The sequence below is a fragment of the Parapedobacter tibetensis genome (assembly GCF_024704835.1).
In the GTDB taxonomy this organism is placed as follows: Bacteria; Bacteroidota; Bacteroidia; order Sphingobacteriales; family Sphingobacteriaceae; genus Parapedobacter; species Parapedobacter tibetensis.
Genome location: NZ_JAMXBE010000001.1, coordinates 168,581 through 193,280, shown reverse-complemented (window position 1 = coordinate 193,280; position 24,700 = coordinate 168,581). Strand labels below are relative to the sequence as shown.

General features: G+C 45.4%; 20 protein-coding genes. 14 read left to right on the top strand and 6 right to left on the bottom strand.

Annotated features, from left to right (window positions below; translation table 11 throughout):
* Window positions 1–208: 208 nt before the first annotated feature.
* The 12 genes from NF543_RS00770 to NF543_RS00715 all read left to right on the top strand — a co-directional run bounded on the left by NF543_RS00770 (window position 209) and on the right by NF543_RS00715 (window position 13,828).
* On the top strand, window positions 209–3,373 hold the full coding sequence (locus tag NF543_RS00770) for a TonB-dependent receptor (protein WP_257666173.1): 3,165 nt from the start codon (window positions 209–211) through the stop codon (window positions 3,371–3,373).
* Between the two features lie 12 nt (window positions 3,374–3,385).
* Window positions 3,386–4,177 carry a glycerophosphodiester phosphodiesterase family protein gene (locus NF543_RS00765; RefSeq protein ID WP_257666172.1) on the top strand — a complete coding sequence of 264 codons (792 nt, stop codon included), beginning with the start codon at window positions 3,386–3,388 and terminating at the stop codon, window positions 4,175–4,177.
* 237 nt (window positions 4,178–4,414) lie between these two features.
* Window positions 4,415–5,686, top strand: a complete 1,272-nt coding sequence (locus NF543_RS00760) for an MFS transporter (protein ID WP_257666171.1) — start codon at window positions 4,415–4,417, stop codon at window positions 5,684–5,686.
* A 35-nt stretch (window positions 5,687–5,721) separates the two neighbouring features.
* A complete protein-coding gene (locus NF543_RS00755) occupies window positions 5,722–6,708 on the top strand; it encodes a 2-hydroxyacid dehydrogenase (RefSeq protein ID WP_257666170.1) in 987 nt (328 codons plus the stop codon).
* A gap of 35 nt (window positions 6,709–6,743) precedes the next feature.
* Entirely contained in the window at window positions 6,744–8,192 is a 1,449-nt protein-coding gene (locus NF543_RS00750) for an FGGY-family carbohydrate kinase (RefSeq protein ID WP_257666169.1), read from the top strand.
* A 3-nt stretch (window positions 8,193–8,195) separates the two neighbouring features.
* On the top strand, window positions 8,196–9,629 hold the full coding sequence (locus tag NF543_RS00745) for an FGGY-family carbohydrate kinase (protein ID WP_257666168.1): 1,434 nt from the start codon (window positions 8,196–8,198) through the stop codon (window positions 9,627–9,629).
* Window positions 9,630–9,631: 2 nt separating this feature from the next.
* Entirely contained in the window at window positions 9,632–10,228 is a 597-nt protein-coding gene (locus tag NF543_RS00740) for a histidine phosphatase family protein (protein ID WP_257666167.1), read from the top strand.
* Between the two features lie 26 nt (window positions 10,229–10,254).
* Complete coding sequence (locus tag NF543_RS00735) at window positions 10,255–11,145, top strand: glycerophosphodiester phosphodiesterase family protein (protein WP_257666166.1); 891 nt, start codon at window positions 10,255–10,257, stop codon at window positions 11,143–11,145.
* 23 nt (window positions 11,146–11,168) lie between these two features.
* A complete protein-coding gene (locus NF543_RS00730) occupies window positions 11,169–12,497 on the top strand; it encodes a DEAD/DEAH box helicase (protein WP_257666165.1) in 1,329 nt (442 codons plus the stop codon).
* Window positions 12,494–12,742 (top strand): hypothetical protein, encoded by a 249-nt coding sequence (locus tag NF543_RS00725; protein ID WP_257666164.1) that lies wholly within the window; start codon window positions 12,494–12,496, stop codon window positions 12,740–12,742. The genes NF543_RS00730 and NF543_RS00725 overlap by 4 nt, the downstream gene beginning before the upstream one ends.
* Before the next feature lie 113 nt (window positions 12,743–12,855).
* On the top strand, window positions 12,856–13,203 hold the full coding sequence (gldC, locus tag NF543_RS00720; RefSeq protein ID WP_257666163.1) for a gliding motility protein GldC: 348 nt from the start codon (window positions 12,856–12,858) through the stop codon (window positions 13,201–13,203).
* Window positions 13,204–13,417: 214 nt separating this feature from the next.
* Window positions 13,418–13,828 carry an EVE domain-containing protein gene (locus NF543_RS00715; RefSeq protein WP_257666162.1) on the top strand — a complete coding sequence of 137 codons (411 nt, stop codon included), beginning with the start codon at window positions 13,418–13,420 and terminating at the stop codon, window positions 13,826–13,828.
* Between the two features lie 6 nt (window positions 13,829–13,834).
* On the opposite strand, the gene NF543_RS00710 is transcribed toward NF543_RS00715, so the two are convergent.
* Window positions 13,835–14,359 carry an acyl-CoA thioesterase gene (locus NF543_RS00710; RefSeq protein WP_257666161.1) on the bottom strand — a complete coding sequence of 175 codons (525 nt, stop codon included), beginning with the start codon at window positions 14,357–14,359 and terminating at the stop codon, window positions 13,835–13,837.
* A 124-nt stretch (window positions 14,360–14,483) separates the two neighbouring features.
* Window positions 14,484–15,392, bottom strand: a complete 909-nt coding sequence (locus NF543_RS00705) for an SDR family oxidoreductase (RefSeq protein ID WP_257666160.1) — start codon at window positions 15,390–15,392, stop codon at window positions 14,484–14,486.
* Between the two features lie 218 nt (window positions 15,393–15,610).
* On the opposite strand from NF543_RS00705, the gene NF543_RS00700 reads away from it, so the two are divergent.
* Complete coding sequence (locus NF543_RS00700) at window positions 15,611–17,428, top strand: alpha-L-fucosidase (protein ID WP_257666159.1); 1,818 nt, start codon at window positions 15,611–15,613, stop codon at window positions 17,426–17,428.
* Between the two features lie 12 nt (window positions 17,429–17,440).
* Here NF543_RS00700 and NF543_RS00695 read toward each other — a convergent pair whose 3' ends face one another.
* A complete protein-coding gene (locus NF543_RS00695) occupies window positions 17,441–18,421 on the bottom strand; it encodes a glycoside hydrolase family 43 protein (protein WP_257666158.1) in 981 nt (326 codons plus the stop codon).
* 185 nt (window positions 18,422–18,606) lie between these two features.
* Here NF543_RS00695 and gnd point away from each other — a divergent pair, with 185 nt between their 5' ends.
* Window positions 18,607–20,061: a decarboxylating NADP(+)-dependent phosphogluconate dehydrogenase gene (gene gnd / locus NF543_RS00690; protein WP_257666157.1), complete on the top strand. Its 1,455-nt coding sequence runs from the start codon at window positions 18,607–18,609 to the stop codon at window positions 20,059–20,061.
* Between the two features lie 40 nt (window positions 20,062–20,101).
* On the opposite strand, the gene NF543_RS00685 is transcribed toward gnd, so the two are convergent.
* The 3 genes from NF543_RS00685 to ileS are packed head-to-tail and all read right to left on the bottom strand — an operon-like array spanning window position 20,102 to window position 24,582.
* A complete protein-coding gene (locus NF543_RS00685) occupies window positions 20,102–20,752 on the bottom strand; it encodes a lipoprotein signal peptidase (RefSeq protein WP_257666156.1) in 651 nt (216 codons plus the stop codon).
* A gap of 25 nt (window positions 20,753–20,777) precedes the next feature.
* Complete coding sequence (locus tag NF543_RS00680) at window positions 20,778–21,164, bottom strand: TraR/DksA family transcriptional regulator (protein WP_257666155.1); 387 nt, start codon at window positions 21,162–21,164, stop codon at window positions 20,778–20,780.
* 4 nt (window positions 21,165–21,168) lie between these two features.
* Window positions 21,169–24,582: an isoleucine--tRNA ligase gene (ileS, locus tag NF543_RS00675; RefSeq protein WP_257666154.1), complete on the bottom strand. Its 3,414-nt coding sequence runs from the start codon at window positions 24,580–24,582 to the stop codon at window positions 21,169–21,171.
* Window positions 24,583–24,700 lie beyond the last annotated feature (118 nt).

Sequence of the window (24,700 nt, the reverse complement as noted above, 5' to 3'; positions counted from 1 at the left end):
CATTAAATCTTTTTGTAATGTTAATAAATATTTAACTGAATGTTATATTTCATTTATTTAATGGTTATTTTTATTTTTTAGTTTTTTGTATTGTTAAGTTTGGCGGCGTAAATCAGGTGGGAATGCATTCAAAAGTAAAGATAGCGGAGTGACCTGCTATGAGTTAAGAACGACAAGGAGTTTCACTAATTATTCTTAAAATAAATCAATGATGATTCGTAAATTTTCCTTCCTGATTGTATTGAGCCTGTTATTTCACATGGAATTGCTGGCGCAAGCTACACATGCTACGATTACTGGGACAGTGACCGACGAGCAAAACCAACCCGTAGTGGGTGCATCCGTTCATACGAGAAACGAATCCACGGGGTTTGTGTCACGTACGATTACAAATGAAATGGGTGAGTACCTGTTAAGGCAACTCCCCCTTGGTAAACCATATACCGTTACAGCTTCGTTAATAGGGCACGGAACACAAGTGAAGTCTGGGTTCACACTTAACCAGGGAGATTTATTGAGATTGGATTTCGAACTCAAGGAGACGACGCAAGCAATTGATCAAGTAGAAGTGACTGCAAATAGCTTACAAAATACGATTTCGAATTTTGGTGCCGCGACCTCGGTTACATCCAGAAACATCGCAAGCCTGCCTGTGAACGGTCGTAATTTTACATCATTGATTGACCTCTCGCCATTGAGTAGGGGGAATAATTTGTCAGGCCAATTGGCTTCTTCAACGAATTTTACAGTGGATGGGATGACAGCAAGGAATCCTACTTCTGGAGGAACGGCAAATCGCCGCGGAGGATCCTATGCTGTATCAATGGAAGCTATCCGTGAATTTAAAATTGTCACCAACCAATATGATGTGACTTACGGTAGAAGTGGTGGTGGGTTGATTAATACGGTTACCAAATCTGGAACAAATACACTGACTGGTAGTGCATTCATGTTCGGTAGGACGGATTGGCTATCGAGTCCTTATGACATCAGAGGGAATGAAGTGGATGCCGAGTTTTCGACATATCAATTCGGGTTTTCACTTGGAGGACCCATTGTAAAAGATAAAATCCATTTTTTCGTTGTATGGGATCGGCAAGCCGATGCCCGTCCGCTACAGATTGCCGATATCCGTAACCCGATTGATGAGCAACGGTACAATGTTACCCAACAATCACTTGATAGGTATCTTGATATTGCACGCAATAAATATGGGGTGGTACAATCCCCACAATTTGGATCATTTGATAAAAAAAGAGGGACTGATGCCGTATTTGGCAGGGTTGATTGGCAGCTTAATGAAAAACACCTGCTAACGGTAAGGAATAATTTTGTGCATGATATTAATCATCAAGGGATTTCTGATAATAGTAGCATCAACTTGTACGAGGTATACAGTTCTGTCCGGACAATAGACAATAGTTTCTTGGCCACATTGCGTTCACAGCTGGGGAGTAGGGTCACCAATGAGTTGAAGGTTCAGCATTTGTACACCTCCGAGCTGGCATTCCCAAGCGAACAGTTGCCCGATGATAATATACCCCGTGCCATTGTAGAGCGGGTACAATCAACCGTCAATGACAAGGATGTATTTACGACCATCCAATTGGGAGGACAACGTTATACACCTGAATTTTTCTATAACAATGTTGCCCACATCGTCAATAACGTCTACTACAATACAAACAAGATTGATTATACCTTTGGTGCGGACTTGATGTATACGCACATGAATTCCCTATATGGAAGTGAGATGAATGGTCGTTTTTATTTCACCGGACTGGATAATTTTGACAACCTCGCACCCTATCGCTATGCTCGTGAAATTGCCCTTACCGAAGGGGCAAACAATGCCAAGCAAAACATTTTGCACACGGGATTGTACGCTCAGGTGCAAACAAAATCGTATAAAGGATTGGAAGTGATGGCGGGGCTCCGTGCTGATTATACCCGATATTTCAACAAGCCCAATTTCAATCAATTGGTGTTCGATGAACTTGGCCTCCGCACAGACAATAGGTTGGCTACCTTCCAAATCCAACCTCGTGTGCAAGTAACTTGGGATATCGGTGAAAGGCAGCGTGATATTCTACGTGTGGGAGCTGGTATCTTCGGTTCCGATATCAACAACTACGCCATGATCAACAACATGGTATTTGATGGAGTAAGGGTCGCCTCTGTGGATATACAAGGTGAGCATGTACCGGTCCCGGATTTTGTACGTTATCGCCAAGATCCTTCCACAGCCCCAGGGGTGGAGCTTTTCGATTTGCCCGGTGTGGCGAGAATTTCGACTATCAACATGAACGGAGCGGATGCACGGATTCCCACCTTGTATAAAGCCAACCTTTCTTATAACCGTTTCTTCACAAACAAATTCAAAATGGGGCTCAGTATCTTTGGTAGTTTCGCACGAAACAATTACATGTATGTGGATGCCAATATGGTTGATGAGCCGTTTTTCCGTTTATCAAATGAGGGGAACAGAGGTGTGTTTGTGCCTTCCGAAACGATCAATACCGTCAATGGCGCCACAAATTGGATGCATGGCCGGAAGTCTGACCAAGTGGGCCGGGTTCTTGAGCTAAACAGCGGGGGAAAAATAGATCAATTTGCCGTTGTTGTGGATGGTACTTACCAATATTACAAGGATGGAGAACTGTTCTTCAGCTATACTTGGAATGACATAAAAGATAACACGTCCTTTAATGGTGACGTTGCAAATACCGCAACACTTAGCCAGATGGTATACGATGACCCCAGGGATTTAAGCCGTATGTCCTATTCCAACAACCAGTTCCGCAATAAGGTGGTTGTTTACGGTACCTTGCCGACCTTTTATGGTTTCAGCGTTGGCTTTCGTTATTCCGGAATGGGAGGAACCAGGTATTCGGTCAGGGTTAGCGGAAATGTAAACGGGGACTTTGTCAATTCAAATGATTTGGCTTATATTTTTGACCCGAATGACCCCAATGGAAGGGAAAGTTACCGCGCGGGCATACAAGCCATCCTTGATAATCCTGAAGTAAGCCAGCATCTTAAAAATTACTTACGTAGCAGTTTTGGGGATGTTGCCGAAAGGAACGGTGGTGAAAACGGTTTCTTCGGTTTTTGGGACCTGAGAATCAGTAAGCAGGTGAACATCTATAAAACACAGCATGTAGAAATCTCTGCGGAAATCTTCAATGTAGCGAACCTCCTTAACAAGGAATGGGGCTCGTCCAAGGTGTTGGGTGCACAGAATATTTATTCAACAAGAGGTTTTGACGCAGTGTCAAATACATATAATTACGATGTTAATCCCAATACGGGTGTAGCGCTTCCTTCAGGGAACCCCTATCAGATTCAATTGGGTTTGCGGTATGGTTTTTAACTTTGTATGAACATGAAAGCAAAACTCGCATTATATCTACTATTGTTGACCATGCTTGGCTGCAGGGATCAATCTGATTTTACAGACCAGAAAAATAATATGGTGGTAGCTCATCAAGGTGCATGGAAAACGGATGGCCTTCCTTCAAACTCTATTGCATCATTACGAAAGGCCATAGCGTTGAAATGTTATGGAACTGAGTTTGATGTCCATCTTACCAAAGATGATGTACTTGTGGTTAACCATGATAAGGATTTTTATGGTCTTGATATCGCCACTTCGACATATGATGAGCTGCTGTCGAAAAAGCACCCCAATGGCGAATCCATTCCCAAAGCTGAAGCATATATTCGGGAAGGCATGAAGCAAAATCAAACCAAACTTGTTTTTGAGTTGAAACCTTCGAATTTGGGTAAAGAACGTGCATTGCGCTCGGCCGACCTCACTGTTGAATTGGTGAAGGCTTCGGGAGCCGATGAATGGGTGGAGTACATCCTGTTTGACTATGATGCCGCAAAACGGATCATTGAGCTGGATGCTCAGGCTAAAGTGTTCTACCTGAATGGTGATGTTGAACCGAGCCAAGCTAAGGCTGATGGTTTTTATGGGCTCGATTATAACATGAAAGTTTTTCGGGAACACCCGGATTGGATTAAAACTGCACATGAACTGGGGCTCGCCATTAATGTATGGACTATAAATGAAGAAGAAGAAATGCAGCATTTCATAGATTTAGGCGCAGATTTTATTACCACAGATGAACCGGAGAAACTCCTAACCTTACTCCGAGAAAAGAACAAATAATCAGGGTTGACAGCAGATTCAAACTTATTATCCTTCTTATTATCGTAGGGGGGAGCACCTCACTTGATTAAGTGAGGTGTTCCCTGCTGTTTTAAGCCGAGGGTTAACGTTCGGTATGGAGTAGTTAATGGTTTAAAATCATTTAATTTTATTATATATTTATTTAATTATATTAAATTTTGTTATCTTTGAGGAGTTTTATCAAGTAATAACAACCAATTGTAACCATTTATGAATATGGCAATAAACGCAAAACCCGATTTTTTTGACAAATCCGGTCTCCCTAAACCGCTCGCTTGGGGATATTTGGGAATCATCATCTTTATGATGGGCGACGGGGTCGAACAAGGCTGGTTGAGTCCCTACCTGTTGGAAAACGGCCTTTCCATGCAGCAATCTGCACTTCTCTTTACTGTATATGGTATTACCATAGCGATCTCATCATGGTTTTCCGGTGTTTTGGCAGAAGGGTATGGGCCAAGGAAAGCCATGCTATTGGGACTGGTGTTATACATTATTGGTACCATAGGGTTTGTGGGATTAGGTATGCAAAAATTGGACTATCCCGTCATGCTGATCACTTATGGCATCAGGGGATTCGCCTACCCATTGTTTGCTTATTCTTTTCTGGTTTGGATTACCTACCGAACCCCGCAAAACAAATTGGGTAGGGCAGTGGGCTGGTTCTGGTTCGTATTTACGGGTGGTTTGAATGTTTTTGGCGCATACTATTCGAGTTGGGCCATCGAGGCGATCGGATACCATAATACTTTGTGGAGTTCGATATTCTGGGTCTTGGTCGGCACATTCTTTGCCTTGGTGCTCAACAAGGATCGCTTCGTTCCCTCAGGGGATGCGAGCTCAAAGACACGGGAGTTGTTGAAGGGGCTAACCATTATGAAGGAGGAGCCCAAAGTGCTTTTAGGGGGAATCGTGCGGGTCATCAATACAACGGCGCAATTTGCCTTCCCTGTTTTTCTACCCATTTACATGGCCACCCATGGGTTTAGTACCAAGGAGTGGTTGCAGATTTGGGGTACTATCTTTACTAGCAATATTGCATTCAACTTGATATTTGGCTTTGTGGGCGACCGTTTGGGTTGGCGCAACACCATCCTATGGTTTGGCGGTGTGGGGTGCGGCCTTACCACCTTGCTCTTTTTCTATTCCCCGGTATGGTTTGGGGGCGACTTTTGGGCAGTGATGTTGAGTGGCGTATTATGGGGAGCCCTTTTGGCTGGGTATGTGCCGCTTTCGGCCTTGGTACCCTCGCTGGTTAAAAAAGACAAAGGAGCGGCTATGGCTGTCCTCAACCTTGGGGCAGGCCTTCCAGTTTTCGTGGGCCCCGCTATTGTGGGTGCACTGATCGGAACCATTGGTAGCGAAGGGGTCATTTGGGTGCTGGCTGGACTGTATTTCCTAAGTGCAGTGCTTACCAAGTTCATCACACTGCCCAAACACAATAAAACGGAAATAGAACCATTGGGAGAAGTCATTCAAAATAGTTAACCATAAAAAGCCATACACCAAACACTGACATATTTATGAGGATACTGGTTACAGCGCCTTACCATGAAACAGGTAGGCAGGAATTAAAACAATTATTTGGTCAGGTAATCTATAAGCCCTGGAAGTCCCACGGCAGGGCATATAACCAAAATGAGCTTATCGCGTTGTTGGATGAATCAAAAGCGGATGCCCTAATTACCGAACATGATGAGGTCACGGAAGAAGTTATAGGGCATTGCCCAAATCTCCAATTCATTGGGGTATGCCGAGGCACACCATCGAATGTGGCTTTACAAGCGGCCACCAAAAACGGAATCCCGGTTTTCAACACCCCTGCCCGGAATGCACAGGCCGTGGCCGAGCTTTTTATTGCCAATGTCATTACTTTTATGCGCAATACGCTGGATACGATACAGTGGCTTCAGGATGGAAATTGGGGCCAAGGGTCACATACGTCTTATTTGCAGTTTAAAGGCAATGAACTTGCCGGAAAGAAAGTGGGCATGGTAGGTTTTGGCGCCGTGGGACAAACCATAGCCAATATATTGAAGGGTTTTCCTTGCGAAATATGCTACTATGACCCCTTTTATACAGCGGAGGACGATAGGTATGTCAAGGTATCACTGGAGGAACTTTTCAAGATAAGCGATGTGGTGGCCATCCACCTACCGGTCAATGAACACACCATAGGAATGGTTGACAGCCGTTTACTGTCGCTGATGAAGCCCGATGCCATTTTTGTGAACACTGCCCGTGCCGCTGTCGTAAAGCGGGGCGATTTACTAGACGCCATCGAGAACGAGCGAATCCGGGGGGCAATCCTGGATGTCTTTGACCATGAACCTCCTGACGAAATAGACTACCGCCTGATACGGCACCCCAATGTATTGGCTACCCCACACATCGCAGGTGCAACGCATGAGGTGGAAGATCACCATACGGTAATCATGAATCAGGTATTGAAGGAGTTTTTCAAAGAAAACAAACGAGATATCAGGCAATTGGTGAATAAGGAAGTCTAGAAATACTGAAGAGCACATCACTTCGTCCTAATATTATGATAAACGAACAAAACGCTTATTTAATCGTCGATATCGGTACCGGCAACGTACGGGCGGCTGTCGTGTCATCAAATGGCGACATCCTGAGCATCAAACGTGAAAACGTCATTTATGAAAAAGATGTCGATTATGAAGATTCGATTTATTTTGACCCCGATCGGCTGTGGCAGCAAATCAAGCGGTTGTCGCAGGAAGCATTGGCCGAAGCTGGTCCAGTAATGATTAAGGCCATCACGGCGACCAGCCAACGGGAAGGCATTGTGGCCATTGATGCGGAAGGACGCTCGATATTAGGCATGCCTAATATCGACCACCGCGGACGCCAATGGGAGGACATCATCCTGGATAAATCACGTGTGTATGACCTCACCGGACGTTACCCAACATCGTTATTTTCCGCCCTAAAATTGGTAGGATTAAGAGCCAAGAAAACGGATTTATGGGATCGTGTAGCATTATTCCTCAGTATCAGTGATTGGGTACAGTACAAATTTTCAGGAGTACCTGGATATGAGCATTCGCAAGCATCGGAAACATTGCTGTATGACGTGCCAAACAAACAATGGTCTGAAGAATTGTGTACGGTCTTTTCAATACCCACAACCTTATTGCCTCCATTGAAAGCAGCCGGAACGGTGTTGAATAAGGCCATACCTGAAGTGGCCGATCAATTTGGTATTGATAAGGAGGCCATCGTCGTGGTTGGTGGTTCGGATACACAACTGGCCATCCGAAGCATGGAACCTGCTACCAACGACGTGGTAATCGTATCCGGTACCACTACACCTATTATCAAGTTGGTAGACAATTATGTGACTGATAAACAACAACGTACATGGACCAGTCGTCATGTTGATGAAAACCGCTTTGTATTGGAGGCCAATGCTGGGGTAACGGGGCTTAATTACCAGCGCTTGAAAGAAATTTTTTACCCTAATGAAACCTATGAAGTTATTGAAAAGGAACTCGACGAAACCACCTACTCGCAATGCGTGGCTTCCTTAGGTTCCCTCATCGCCGATGAAGATGTGCCGCTTACCAAAGGGGGGTTCATCTTCAATGCTCCGGTATCGCATCAGCTCACCCGTGGGGGCTTTGTGTTTGCCATTTTGTGGGATATTGCTTGCAGCATTTATGAAAATTATAATTTGCTATGCGCCGTGGCTCCCCATGAAGAGAATTATATCTGGGCTTGTGGTGGCGGCGTGCAAAGCCGGAAACTCAGGCAATTTATTGCCAACCTATTTGGAAAAGAAGTCAGGATTCGTGATACATTCAGGCAATCCTCTGTGTTGGGTGGGGCATTCCTCTGCAATGATGCACTCGGTATAACCAACACCACTCCAGCAGTACTGGATGAGATAGCTCCAGAAGATCGACAGGTTTTTTTGAAGCTGCATAATGAATGGAAAAAGGCAAGAAGCACATTTAAACAGATGCATTGACCTATGGTGAATTATTTTATTGGGATTGATGTGGGAACACAGGGGGTACGTACAGTCTTCGTTGACCAAAATGGAAACGTATTGGCCGCATCTTCAGTGCCTTTCACGCTTACGGCGAGTTCGCGTGAGGAGCAGTCTCCACAACATTGGTGGGAATCATGCCGGGAAGCGATGGGCAAGATGCTGGAATTGTTGCCTCCTGATGTAGATCGGAGTGCCGTGCTGGCCGTTGCCGTTGCCTCCACATCGGGCACCGTCATCCCCTTGGACAGCGAATACCAACCATTGCATGATGCCCTGATGTATAGTGATACACGTTCGGCGTCCGAAGGAAGGCTTTGTCAGGAAGTGGCCGAACGCCATGTGGTTGACGGCTATACTGGATTTAACGCGTCTAGCGGGCTTTCTAAAATGGTATGGTATACTAACCGTTTCCCTGAAACGGCTCACCGAATCGGTAAATGGATACACGCTGCAGACTACATTACCGGAATGCTGAGTGGAAACTTTGACACGACGGATTATACCAATGCGCTCAAGTCGGGTTATGACGTTGGTAAAGGGGAGTGGCCACCTTATCTTACGACGCAATTGCCATTAAAAAAAGAATGGTTACAGGAAGTAGTGGCTTCCGGTGAGCCTGTGGGAAGATTACACGATGAACTTGGGAAAGCATGGGGCCTACCCCAAATACAGGTGGTAGCGGGGATGACCGATGGGTGTGCGTCTCAAATCGCCTCAGGAGCGGTGAAGCCAGGTGATTGGAACACCACCATCGGCACAACGCTGGTGATTAAAGGGGTAACCAAGGTTGCCATTAATGACCCCCAAGGCCGTATATACAGCCACCGTCATCCCGATGGTTATTGGATGCCCGGTGGTGCTAGTAATACGGGTGCCGATTGGGTTTCGACCGATTTCGGCACCGCATTGCAACACCTGAATGAGCTCGCTGCCACATTAATACCTACCGGAAAACTTGCTTGGCCATTGAAACAGCAAGGCGAACGCTTCCCCTTCATTGCGCCACATGCACGAGGGTTTGCTCCCGATGGCCTTTCGGAAGCTGAACGGTTTGCGGCCAACATGGAAGGGGTGGCCTACATCGAGCGCCTTGCTTATGAGCTGATCGAACAGCTTTCTGGCGAGCGAGTGGCAGCCGTATATACAGCGGGGGGCGGGAGCAATAGCGACGTATGGCTGACCATCAGGAGCAATGTGCTGAAATTACCTATTTATAAAAGCAAGGAAGCCAATGGAGCTGTAGGTGCCGCCATTGGCGCGGCTTCGAAAACCTATTATGGCTCCATCGCTGAAGCAGCGGAACAAATGACCACCATTGAACGGGAAATAGTACCCGAAGCGGAGTTGATGGAGGCTTATGAAGTGAATTACCATCATTTTATTGATGAAATGAAGAAACGGAAATATATTTGAACATGCTGAATGTGTATTTACTCCGGCATGGAGAAACCACCTATAATGCCGATGGAAACCGTTACTGTGGGAGAACAGACGCGGAACTGACTGAAAAAGGAATCGCCCAAGCCAAACGGGTGACGGATGTGCTTAGTGGCGTATCTATCGATGCGGTGTATGCTTCCCCCCTGCGGAGAGCATACCTCACGGCGGAAATAGCAAGCGGACATAAACAACCAGTCGAGAAAGACAGCCGGTTAATTGAACTCGACTTTGGTGCATGGGAAGGCAAAACAAGGGAAGAATTTGTCACTGAAAACCCCGAGCTTTGGGATTCATGGAATCAATCGCCTGACCATACGCCTGCTGGAGGTACGGGCGATACGGCATTGGAAGTGGTGCGTCGCGTGGATAATTTCTTTAAGGAAATGATGAAGAAGCATGATGGTGAACGTATATTGGTAGTGGCACACAATGGTGTAAACCGACTGTATCTTGCTTGGAAGCTGGGAATGCCCCTGAAGTATTACCGGCGGATTGTGCAGGAGAACTCGTCTATTACTCAGATTCAATTCGGGGGAGAGGAAGAATTTTCGCTGCTGAAGTTGAATGGTTAACGGTTGAAAAATAATTTAAAATAGAAATGCAAGCAACTAACTATTTGTACCTGCTTATATTCGTTTGCTGTTTTGGTGTCGTATTGCCATCTCAAGCCCAAAAATTGCATACGCTGGATTTTAAATCCCCCAAGCAGTTGCACCGGTTTTTCAAGTATGGCAGGGACAAAACCATTATCAGCGGTCACCGTGGCACAGTTGAACTTGGACTTCCAGAAAATTCCGTTGCCGGCTTCGAAACAGTGCTGGAACATACACCGGCCATCTTTGAGATAGATCCTCGGTTGACAAAGGATAGTGTGATTATTCTGTTGCATGATGCAACGCTTGATCGTACGACAAATGGAACTGGCAAAGCCTTAGATCATACCTGGGCAGAGCTGCAACAATTGCGGCTGAAGGACAAGGATGGAAATCTGACGGAACACCGCATCCCCACATTGGCGGAAGCCATTGAATGGGCTAGGGGTAAAACCATATTAAACCTCGACCATAAAGATGTACCGCTTGAAATGATTGCCGAGATTATTAAACAACATGACGCCTACTCGTTTGTGATGGTCACGGTTCATTCTCCAGAACAGGCCCGCTTTTATTTGGATAAAAATAAAAATCAAATGCTTTCTGCGCATATCCAAACCATGGAGAAGTTTGAAGCATATAAAAAGGCACGGATTCCCTACAATCGGATGATTGCCTATATAGGCCCGAATATTAAGCCTGAAAACCAAGTGCTTTATCGTTTATTGAACACGAAGGGCACCATGTGCATGATTTCATCGGCGCCCACCTACGATAAGTTGGAAACTAAAGAGGAACGTGCAACGGCCTACCGAGCCATTATTGCGGATGGAGCATCCATCCTTGAATCGGATTTTCCCACCGAAGTAGGGGAGGCATTGGAAAGCGGATTCTAACCCCTTTTGCCTATCTTTGCAGGATGCAGCAACGAACCTTTGAGGACTTCAAGTTCAATAAGCAAATCCTGAACGCCATCGAGGAAGCGGGTTATACCATACCCACTCCCATCCAGCAAAAGGCTATCCCGCCAATATTGGCAGGGCAAGATGTGATGGGCATTGCCCAAACAGGTACCGGCAAAACCGCTGCGTTTGTATTGCCTCTTCTCATGAACCTCAAGTATGCACAGGGCGAGGATGCACGGGCTCTTATTCTCTCCCCAACCCGTGAATTGGCCATGCAAATCGAGGAAAATATCCGCCAATTTGCCAAATATACCGATTTACGTGCGGTAGTGCTTTATGGAGGCCTTGGCCCCAAAACCCAAATCGCCGAATTGGAAAAGGGAGTGGATATCATCGTGGCCAGCCCAGGTCGGTTTCTCGACCTATACCTTGCTGGAAACATTGTGACCAAATCCCTGAAAGTGCTGGTAATGGATGAAGCGGATAAGATGATGGATATGGGATTCATCAGCAAGCTACACCGGATACTGGAAGTAGTGCCCCGCAAGCGGCAAAACCTGCTTTTTTCGGCTACCATGAGTGAATTGGTGCATAAAATTTCGGGAGATTTTTTGGCTTTCCCTACTATCGTGGAAGTATCCGAACAAGCTACACCGGCACAGACGGTGACACAGACGCTGTATTATGTGCCCAACCTCAAGACCAAAATCAACCTGCTGCAACACTTGCTCAAAGATGACGAAACATTGCTCCGCCTTATCATCTTTTGCAAAACCAAAACGGTGGCCGACAATGTTTTTAGCTTTCTTGAACGTAAATATGGGGCAGAAAACATCAGGGTGATCCATGCCAATAAAGGCCAAAATACACGTATTAATTCTATCAATGCCTTTAAGGAGGGGACAATTCGGATACTGGTGGCCACTGATGTGGCTGCACGGGGCTTAGACGTGAGCAATGTGAGCCATGTCATCAATTTCGATGTGCCAATCGTCATTGAGGATTACGTGCACCGCATTGGACGGACCGGCAGGGCGTCCCAAACGGGAGATGCCATTACGTTTTGCAATCCGGCGGAAGAATATTATATCCGGAAAATTGAAAAGTTGATTCGTCAGCAGATTCCCGTATTGGATATCCCTGGGGAGGTATTTATTGAGAAAACCGGATTTGAAGAACGGCAGGCCATTGCGCGTGAAATTGATGCACAGAAAAGGAAGGATAACCCGGATTTCAGCGGTGCATTCCATGAAAAGAAGATGGCCAACCAACGGACGAACAAACCTCAACATGGCGGAAAGCGGTATATTGGCAAACAAAAGCCGGTAAGAAAGAAAAGATGAAGAAGGTCAGAATTACCCCGCTGAATATTGCATCCGCCTTGTTGCTGACCTGGTTGTTGTGGCAAATCATCGATGATAAAATTGGAATTAGCGGCATTGGTTGGTTTTTGTTATTTTTGTTGATATTGGTGGCAGCTGACCAGTTTTTCAGGTTGATGCTCCGCAACCTCAAACGTGTATGGATAGCGGAGGGGATATTTGTCGTATTGGTGGCGGTAGTTATTTGGATTTTAAAGATATGGTAATGGATGGAACACTGATGCCACAGATTTGACGGATGATCGCCGATTTTTCAATGAATCTGCGTAAATCTGCATGATCCGCGTTATCTGCGTTCAACTTAATTTTAGACGTTGAAATGAAAAAAGCAGAAATAAAACTAACAATCGAACTGGACGACAACAACGTACCAGATAACATCATTTGGGAATCCTCGGATGGCGAAACTAAAGAAGCCTTACCGGCAAAAGCCTTGTTTTTGGCGTTGTGGGATCATCATTATAAAAACTCCATGCGCATAGACCTTTGGACTAAGGATATGCCTCTGGATGAAATGAAGCGTTTTTTCTATGAAACCTTACAGACTTTGGGTGATACATTCGTTCGTGCATCGGGCGATGACCCAGTGGCAAAAGCCGTAATTGGCGACCTGCGTGACTATTGTGATCACTTTGCCGAAAAGATGGAGGTTACACAAAAGCAATAATAAGATAGGAGATAATAGATATGAGATTTGAGACTTTATATGTGTTAACAAAAACGAGATTCTTTCTGTAAAACCTATTGACATACCGTGAAATTCAATTATATTAGGCATGATTGAATAAAAATTGAATAAAATATACTCACGAAAAGGTAATAATAGCTTTGTATTAAGCCGCTAATAGTCTCACGTCTCATATCTCAAATCTATACATTCTATGAACTATTTCCTCGTAAAATCTGAACCCTTCAAATACAGTTGGCAACAGTTCCGTAAGGACAAGAAAACTTTTTGGGATGGTGTGCGCAATTATCAGGCCCGAAACAGCCTTAAGGATATGAAAAAAGGTGATTTGGTATTGTTCTACCATAGTAATGAAGGCAAGGAAGTGGTTGGAATCGCCAAAGTAATAAAGGAATATTATCAAGATCCAACGACTTCAGATGAGCGTTGGGTGGTGGTAGATTTGGCACCGGTAGAGGCCTTGAAAAAGCCGATCACGCTCGAAACCATTAAGGAAGACAAACAACTCAAAGATATTGCTTTAGTGCGTCAAGGGCGTCTATCTGTGATGCCGCTTAAACGCGAGGAATTTGATCGGATTGTGGAGTTGGGGAGCGCTTCGTAAACCTGATTACCCGGCGGCTATTTGTTCAAACAACGATTTAAGCTGGGTGGCTTCTTTGGGCTTCATCTTTCCCGCCAAAATCAACCTGAGTTCCCTGCGCTGCAAGGCTTCGTTATACAGTTGTTTTTCTTCGTCAGTTTCAGGTACCAATTGGGGTACGGCGATGGTGTGCCCATCCTGATCGATAGCCACAAACGTATAGTAGGCTTCGTTTGATTTTACCTTCGTGCCTGAAGGGATATTCTGTGCCCATACGGTCAAGCGTACTTCTACGGACGTGTTGAAAGCACGGGTCACCTTGGCCTCGATGCTAATGACATCACCAAGTTTCACGGGATGCTTAAACGACACATTATCGACGGAAGCGGTCACCACGATGCGGTTGCAGTGCTTCTGAGCAGAGATTGCTGCCGCAATATCCATCCAATGGAGCAGCCGTCCACCCATGAGGTTATTCAGTGTATTGGTATCGTTAGGCAATACCAGTTCGTTCATGATAGTGTATGATTCGCGTGGAAATTTCTGGGTCATGCTGCAAAGATGGTATAAATTTTTGTTTTTCACGCGAATGACACGGATGTTACTGATGCCGTAGATTTTTCTGCCATGTTAAATCCGCCAAATCTGTGTTATCCGTGTGCTATTTTTTACGGTTTCATTTACCAAGTTGGCGATCGACCAACACCAATCCTTCGGAGAAGCTTTTTGGCTCATAGCCTAATACCGTCCTCGCCTTATCCAATATAAAACCCGTTCGCTTTGGCCGCGGTGCGGCTTGGCTCAATGTCGATGAGCTCACTTGGTTGATAAGTGATTTATCCAACTGCCAGTGCGCTGCAACGGCCTCTACTAACTCGTGAATGGCAAACATATCGTTGCCTGAAATGTGGAAGATGCCTTCCGCTTCTTTCATAGCAGCAAGCAAACAGGCCTGTGCCAAGTCTTCAGCCAGCGTGGGCATACGCCATTGGTCATTGACTACATTGAGCGGTTTACCTTTCTCCAATGCGCTTTTGGCCCATAATACGATGTTGCTGCGGCTCATGTCGGCCACCACACCATACACCAATATGGTGCGTAAGATGGCCCATTTACAGTTGGATCTTTGAATAATATGTTCTGCATCCAGCTTGCTTTGGCCATACAGACTTAGCGGATTGGGTTGGTCATCTTCAGCATATGGTCCGTCTTCGCCATCGAATATAAAATCGGTGGACAGGTGGATAAGATGAATTTGGAATTCGTCGCATAATGCTGCCAATTGTTCCACGGCCTCTACATTCAGTTTTCGGCAACCTTCCGGATCATGTTCGCAAGCGTCCACATTGGTCATGGCAGCGGTATTGATGATGGTATCCGGTCGATATTCAGCAACAACCTCCCGTAGCCGGTTATGATCAAGGATGTCCAAATCGATATACTGATAACCACCCGTTATGGGATGCCGGTTTTCTCCCCGTGAAGAGGCTATCAAATCGATGTCATTTAGGGCCGGCGCCAAGTCTATGATCTTTTGCCCTAAAAGGCCATTACTTCCGGTGACGAGTATTTTTTTATTAGACATGAAACGTTAAATATGAGCTATGAGACGTTAGACATGAAATTTGAGATATTAACAAATCAAAGGCCAAAGATAGGAATACTTTAAATAACGAAATGAAGCGGATGGAAATGTAATTTTGGCTGAATACCATGTTAAGATTATTTACTTTTATATTCAAGTATTGTTATTTCTTTGGATAAATTAGGAACCTAATGGAATGACGGATTAAAAGCATAACCATGAAAAAATATAGTCCTATCATTATTTTCGTCCAAGTATGTTTATTGTTAATGCCCGTTTTACTCAAATCCCAGCCAATTGCACCAAGTGAGCGACCCCAATGGTTTACTGATGCACGTTTTGGTATGTTCATCCATTGGGGGGTATACAGCGCCGCGGAAGGTATATGGAAAGGGGAGCCGCATAGGCATTTCAATAATTACGCTGAGTGGATCATGTATAGGAACAGTATTCCCATGGAAGAATACATCCAGTTGGCCCAGCGGTTTGATTGGGATGAGATTAATCCGGAGAAATGGGTGTTGGCTGCCAAGAAGGCCGGAATGAAATACATCACCATTACCGCTAAACACCACGATGGCATAGCATTATGGGATTCAAAGGTTGGGGGCCATACCCTGCCCAAACTCAGCGGTACTACCCGCGATGTACTTGCGGAATTGGCGAAGGCATGCCAAAAGCATGATATAAAATTGGGATTTTATTACTCGCATTGGGTAGATTGGGAACATCCCTTCGGTTGGAGCCATAACCAGGAACTGGCAGGTAAAGTGACACCGGAGCAATACAATCAATATTGGCAAGATAAAGTCATCCCGCAATTGAGGGAGTTACTCAGTAATTATGGGGAGGTAGCCATGTTGTGGTTTGATATGTGGATACCCCATGAACAGACCGTTGTGGAGCGTCAGCAGATTGACCAGGTGTTAGCATTAATCCGTGAACTACAGCCCAATTGCTTAATCAATTCGAGGTTGGGGATACCTGTGTCAAACGAAAACATTGATTTCGAAACGTTGGGTGATAATCAGTTGGGTTCTAATTACAAGAAACATCCATGGCAAACACCAGGTACCATCGCCCACTCATGGGGTTACAATGCCTTGGAAAACCAATGGAAATCTACCACCCAACTTTTGCATGCATTGATTGGTAATGTGAGCCTCAACGGTAATTTTATGCTTAATGTTGGGCCACGAGCCGATGGGAGTATACCCTATGAAAGTGTCAGTAGGCTTGAGGATATTGGGCAGTGGCTAGCCATAAACGGAGAATCGATTTACGGCAGTGGGGGAGTGGATTTAGCACCCACACAGCACGATTGGGGCAAAATCACTTATAAAAAGCAAAAAAATGGAACAGATAATGTTTATCTACAAGTGTATAATTGGCCGTTAGACAAGGTATTACGGATTTCAGGTGTCACCTCCCAACCGACCGGGGTTTACCTGTTGAATGATAAATTGAAAACATCATTGACCTATACGCAGCAAGGCCCTTATCTCCATGTTCAAGCACCACGGGTAGCGCCAGACCGTTTTGTTTCAGTGGTGGTGCTGGAATTTGAAACAGGTATGCAATTGGATAAAGAAGTGGTGGCGGAAGCCTCTTTTGGCGGGTACTCCCTTCGGGGTAACAACATAATTGATCATCTCGATGCCCCCAATAAAGTGAGGTTTGATGGCACAAGGCCGGAGCATTTGGTTATTACTGGCCCCACTACTTTGCGTTGGAAAATCTATGTAGACCAGCACATGGTGTATAATTTCGATATGTCTTATAGCAATCAAGGAAAAGGCGAGGCAAGTATTACCTTGCAGGCAAGCGATACAGAACTGACCAACGAGCTGCCCCATACCGGTAAAATCGTTGTGGAACCCAATCAAGATTATTATACGGATGAATTTAGGGAAAAGCCGTTGGGCAAAATCACGTTTACCGAAGCTGGTTACCATGAGGTGACCCTCCTGATTGCCCCCGCGGATGGGGAGGCAATCCTGTTCAACCGGTTATGGATGGAAAAGGCTAAGGATTAGCGGCGGCGTACCTCACTTTCCCAACAAATGACTTACCCCGGTGTGTGTCATTTTTACTGGGAGAATACAGCCGTTTTCATCAAAATGCATTTCATCGATGCAGGTGACCCGTTCATTTGCTCCTTTCCTGCCCAACGGCCGACGATGATATACCATATACCACTCATCTTTGCCGGGGATTTGGATGGCGGAATGATGACCTGCCCCAGTGGCGATTTCGGAATCCTGCTCCAATATGGTGGCTATTCGTTCAAACGGACCGAATGGGGAATCTGCGATGGCGTAGGCCACTTTGTAATTGGGCCCACCCCAACCCCCTTCAGACCACATGAAATAATATTTGCCGTTTCTGATGAACATGAATGGCCCTTCCACATAGCTTTCGGGTGTTACTTCCCTATATATTTCCCCGTTATCAAAGGGCACCAGTCCTGTGAAATCGTCATTGAGCTTCACGATATTGCAATGCCGCCATCCGCCGTAGTACATGTAATAAGAGCCATCTTTATCCTTAAACACGAATTGATCAATGGGTTGCGCACCGTTTACTATTTCGTTGATAAGTGGCTTGCCTAATAGGTCTTTAAATGGACCTTCAGGCCGATTGGCTACGGCTACTCCAATACCACCTACCTCACCTTCATGCACGTCATTGGCCGCAAAAAAGAAATAGTATTTACCGTCTTTTTCCAACACCCCCGGTGCCCACATGGCACGCTTGGCCCATTTTACTTCAGCGGTATCGATGATTCTCGGATGCTTAGTCCAAGTGACTAAATCAGGAGAAGAAAATGAATCGAAAAAGACCTGCTCCTCATAGGAGGCAGAGTACGTGGGATATACCCAGAAGCGGTCATCATAAACAATGCCCTCAGGGTCAGCATACCAGCCTGGGAAGATAGGGTTTTGTTGGCCAAAAAGGACTTGTGGGAAAAATGAGATACCAAGCCACAGTAATGGCGTGATGCAGCTTCTGAAAAATGAATCTATCATTTGATATTGGTTTGTTTAATGCTAAAGTACGTTTTACTTTACAATGCTGCAAAAAACGATTTCTTTGTATCCCCCAGTCTCTATGTATAAAAGTACAATATTTTCATCACTTTTATAGTTGTTCTTAGTCTGTAAAGTATAACTTTGGGAACGAATTGGAAAGCAAAGAATTTAACACCTTAACTATGCAAGAAATATCCGATATAGGCGTCATAGGTATCGCCGTGATGGGTGAGAACCTCATTCTGAATATGGAGAGTAAAGGTTTCCATGTAACGGCATACAACCGTACAGTGGATAAGGTAACACGTTTTGTCAATGGTAGAGCGAAAGGCAAAAATATATATGGAGCGACTTCCATAACGGATTTGATTCAATCGCTTAAACGCCCCCGCAAGGTTATGTTGATGGTCAAAGCCGGGAAACCTGTAGATGACTTCATTGAGCTCCTCATTCCACATTTGGAACCCGGTGACATTATTATTGATGGTGGTAACTCCTATTTCCCGGATACCGAACGGCGGACAAAATATGTGGAGAGCAAGGAGCTACTTTTTATAGGTACTGGTGTATCCGGAGGTGAGGAAGGAGCCCTCTTGGGCCCATCCATTATGCCAGGGGGCTCGAAAGCAGCATGGCCTGCCGTGAAGCCGATATTCCAGGCCATTGCGGCTAAAGTGGAAGATGGTTCCCCGTGCTGTGATTGGGTAGGGGATGGTGGTGCCGGGCATTTCGTCAAGATGGTGCACAACGGCATTGAATATGGCGACATGCAGTTGATTAATGAGATTTATCACATGATGAAAGAGGTGCTAGGCATGACCCCTGATGAAATGCATGAGGTATTTAAGGAATGGAATGAAGGAGAGCTGGATAGCTACTTGGTTGAAATTACGCGAGATATCCTGGCGTTCAAAGATGAAGATGGTCAACCGATGGTTGACAAAATCCTAGATACCGCCGGACAAAAAGGAACAGGTAAGTGGACAGGCACTGTGGCGCTTGAGTTGGGTGTTCCGCTTACGCTAATTGCTGAATCTGTATTTGCTCGTTGCCTTTCGGCCTTGAAGAATGAACGTGTGGCCGCGTCTAACGTGCTGAATGGGCCTACCCCCGCGTTTGATGGAGATCGGCAAGCCTTCATCAACGATCTAAGTGATGCCTTATATGCAGCTAAGGTGATATCCTATGCACAGGGCTATCAAATGATGGTCGCGGCCGCCGAGGAATATGGGTGGGAGCTGAATTATGGTAGCATTGCCTTAATGTGGCGCGAAGGCTGCATCATTCGATCGGCATTCTTGGGGAAAATCAAAGAGGCGTTTGATAACAATCCAGATTTGCAGAATTTGATTTTGGATGATTTCTTCAAAGAGAAAATACAGGCTGCTCAAAGCGGTTGGAGAAAGGTGGTTGCTACGGCAATTACGAATGGTATACCGGTGCCTTGCTTGAGTGCTGGATTGATTTATTATGATGGTTACCGCTGTGAGCGGCTGCCGGCTAATTTGTTGCAGGCCCAGCGTGATTATTTCGGTGCCCATACTTATGAACGGGTTGATAAACCGCGTGGTGAGTTTTTCCACTCGAATTGGACAGGTAGAGGAGGAGAAACTTCTTCAACGACCTACGATGTTTGAGTCAATGTCGCGTGGTCTTTGACCGTATAATAGGAAAACATTAATCTTCTACGACTTCGCTGTTGTAGCTTGCGGGTTCTAGAACCTCTTCCTTGAAATAGCGTTTTTGATAGAATAGGATAAGAATCACACCTACGGTGATGGCCGAATCAGCAATGTTGAATACTGGTCTGAAAAACAGGAAATCTTCGCCACCCCATATTGGGAACCATGAGGGAAAATTGCCTTTGAAAATGGGGAAGTATAACATGTCTACCACTTTTCCATGGAGCAAACTTGCGTATCCACCCTCGGCCGGAAAAAGTTTAGCGGTTTCAAACCAAGTACTTTCACTGAATATCAGTCCATACAGTGTGGAGTCTATAATATTACCTAATGCCCCGGCAAATATGAGTGACACATTGAGGATAAAACCACGGTGGTATTTCCTCTTGACCATGTAATGCAATCCGTATCCAATGCCAATGACCGCGGCTATACGGAATAGAGACAGCGCCAACTTGCCTGCTTCGCCACCAAATTCAAGCCCGAAGGCCATGCCATTATTCTCAGTAAAATGGATGATAAACCAATCGCCAATGATGTTGTACTCTTGTCCAAGCGTCATGTTCAATTTGATCCATAACTTGGAAAGCTGGTCTATCAGAATTACTGATATAATCAGTATAAAGGGTTTGGTATAGCCTTTCATGTTTTAGCTAAAGCTGATAGCTTTGTTAATACTGTTTCAATTTGGCTTCCATACTCAATGTGGTGTGAGGTACAGCACGGAGACGTTCTTTTTGGATGAGTTTGCCCGTTTCGCGGCAAATACCATAAGTTTTGTTTTCGATTCGCACCAAAGCTGCTTCCAAATTATCAATGAATTTCTTTTGGCGTGCAGCCAACTGATTGGTTTGTTCTTTCTCCAATGTAGCAGAACCATCTTCCAATGTCTTGAACGTGCCTGCTGTATCGTCAGTGCCATTGGCATTGCTGCTGTTCAATGACTTGGTCAATGCAGATAATTCCTCTTTGGCCACACGGAGTTTCTCCAAGATGATTCCTTTGAATTCCTGTAATTCCACATCACTATACCGTGTTTTTTCGCTATTATTTGCCATAATTTCACACTTTTTCGATTAATACATTCAATTCCTTTTCAGCTATCTCTATGGTATCACCCATAGCAAGGCTATCCTCAAATATCAAAGAGTCTGCCAATATCTCGGTGCGAATATAAGATAAATTATCTTTCGTTGCGGCAGCAATGTCAGGGATGTTGCTCAAACTCACCCTTATCCGGTCGGTCACTTCAAACCCGCGCTCTTTGCGGATGTTTTGAATACGGTTTACCAATTCGCGGGAGATGCCTTCGTTTTTCAACTCAGGCGTGATATTCACATCGAGTGCGACCGTAAGCCCGCCCAAATTTGCCACTTGCCATCCAGCAACGTCTTCAGCGATGATTTCCACATCACTCAGCTGTATCGCATATTGCGTATTGGGGATGGAAACTTTTCCTTCACGCTCCAAGGTGGCAATGTCTTCCGGTGTGAATGCCTGGATGGCATTGGCCACCAACTTCATGTCCTTACCCACTTTTGGGCCAAGGGTTTTGAAATTTGGTTTTATCTTCTTTTTGATGATACCCGAAGTATCGGTAATAAACTCAATTTCCTTGATGTTAGTTTCCGAGAGAATCAGCTCCTTCACGTTATTCACGTTGTTGCGGAACTTGTCATCCAGCACCGGGAGCAATATTTTGTTGAGTGGTTGCCGTACGTTGATGCCCGTTTTCTTACGTAATGACAGGGTGAGTGAAGAGATATCTTGCGCTAAGGCCATCCGTTCTTCCAGCCCCTGGTCTACCAAGTTCCCCTGGTACACAGGAAAATCCGCCAGATGCACTGATTCGGACTGCTCCTTACCCGTTGCATTGTTTAAGTCCAGATATAGCCGGTCGCTGAAGAACGGCGCTATAGGTGCCATGAGTTTGGCAATGGTGTTGAGGCAGGTATAGAGGGTTTGGTAAGCCGAAATTTTGTCTTCACTGTACTCGCCTTTCCAGAAACGCCTACGGCTGAGACGTACGTACCAATTGCTCAAGTGTTCATCTACGAACGTCTGTATGGCACGAGCAGCTTTAGTGGGCTCAAAGTCCTCATAATAACCATCCACTTCCTTGGTAAGGCTATTGAGTAAGGAGATAACCCAGCGATCTATTTCCGGACGGGATTCGGTGGATAAATCGGCTTCCTGATAAGCAAACTTATCGATATTCGCATATAAGGCAAAGAACGCATAAGTATTGTACAGTGTACCGAAAAATTTGCGGCGTACTTCATCGAGCCCCTGTTCGTTGAATTTGAGATTGTCCCAAGGTGAAGCGTTACTGATCATGTACCACCGGGTGGCATCGGCACTATATTTTTCGATAGTCGTGAATGGATCCACGGCATTGCCCAAGCGCTTTGACATTTTATTGCCGTTCTTATCTAATACCAAGCCATTAGACACCACGTTTTTGAACGCTACTGAGCGTCTCAACATCGTGGAAATGGCATGTAACGTAAAAAACCATCCCCTGGTTTGATCTACGCCTTCAGCAATGAAATCAGCCGGATAGGCTCCCTCAAAACCCGCATTGAATGGTGTTTCGCTACCAGCGGCTAGTTTCTCCTTGTCTAACCCCCATTGGGCAAACGGCATGGCACCACTATCAAACCATACATCAATGAGATCTGGTTCACGATATAGTTTCTGCCCGGCATCAGACACCAATACCAAATCGTCTACGTAGGGGCGATGCAAATCCAATTGGTTCGTGTCGAATTTATCCAAGTATGCTTGAAGCTTGGCTTTTTCAGCTTCGCTGAGCAAGTCCGAAGCCAAGCTACGCTCGATTTTCGATTTCAGTTCATCAATGGACCCGATGCAGATTTCTTCGTTTTCATCTTCACTGCGCCAGATGGGCAGCGGTGTACCCCAATACCGGGAACGCGAAAGATTCCAATCCACGAGATTTTCCAGCCAATTGCCAAAACGGCCTGTACCAGTAGCCTCGGGCTTCCAGTTGATGGTTTTGTTGAGCGCTACCAACTCTTCTTTTACCGCTGTGGTGCGGATAAACCAACTGTCTAACGGATAATACAATACAGGTTTGTCTGTCCGCCAGCAGTGGGGGTAACTATGTTCGTATTTCTTTACTTCAAAAGCTTTATTTTCTTCTTTCAGCTTGATAGCGATAAGCACATCCGTAGGTTTGAAACTTTCGGCAGCACGTTCTTCGTCACTGTAATATTCTTCTTTCACAAAGCGTCCGCCAAATTCGCCCATGTCCTTCACAAAGCGTCCCCGCTTATCTACAATGGGTGCGTCTTTGCCATTTTCGTCTTTTATAAATACGCCCGGCACATCATTTTCCTTGCTGACCCGGAAGTCATCCGCCCCAAACGTGGCCGATGAGTGTACGATGCCCGTACCGTCTTCGGTAGTCACGAAATCCCCGGCAATGACACGGAATGCCTTTTGCTCCAATTCTTCGTTGGTGACATAAGGAAGTAATTGGTGGTAGCGAAGGTTAAGTAATTCCACTCCCGAAAATTCGGCTCGGATTTCCCATGGGATAATTTTGTCACCGCTTTTGTAGTCTTGGAAGGAGGCGCTTTGGCCTTCCGGTTTAAAGTACTTGCCCACCAAATCTTTAGCTAGCACCACATTTATTGGTTCAAACGTGTATGGGTTGAATGTGCGGACCTTGACATAGCGGATGGTTTTGCCCACGACCAACGCACTGTTGGCCGGCAATGTCCAAGGGGTGGTTGTCCAGGCAAGGAATGCTGTATCTTCGTTTTCTTCCTCAAACAAGATGCTCATCAATGGATGTACTTGGTCCTTTTTGATGCGGAACTGGGCAACGATGGTCGTATCCTTGATTTGTTTATATGTTCCGGGCTGGTTAAGCTCATGTGAGCTAAGTCCTGTGCCGGCTGCGGGGGAATAGGGTTGGATAGTATAGCCTTTATACAACAAGTTTTCGTTGTAGAGTTCTTTCAATATCCACCACAGCGTTTCGATGTACTCATTCTCATAAGTGACGTACGGATTTTCCAAATCTACCCAATAACCCATTTTTTCGGTCAGGTCATTCCACACATCCGTGTATTTCATCACCTCCTTACGGCAGGCTGCATTATAGTCGGTCACGGATATCGTTTTGCCGATATCTTCCTTAGTGATGCCCAAGGTCTTCTCCACAGCGAGCTCGATGGGGAGGCCATGTGTGTCCCATCCGCCCTTACGCCTTACCTGATAGCCCTTCAGGGTTTTATACCGACAGAAAATATCCTTGATGGCCCGTGCCATCACATGATGAATGCCCGGCATACCGTTGGCTGATGGCGGCCCTTCGTAAAAGGTATAAGGCTTATTTTCGGGACGAGAACTGATACTTTTTTCAAAGATATTTGCAGCTCGCCAATGAGCCAATATTTCTTTGCCGATTTCGGGCAGATTAAGCTGTTTATATTCCTTGTACATCAATGTTTTGTCTGCAACACCATTCCCGATTTATTGAGATCGCTCTATTGCGCTAAAAAGCTATTTATGCTAATGAAAATGAGGATGCAAAGATAGGTAATAAAGGTGAAAGGTGAAA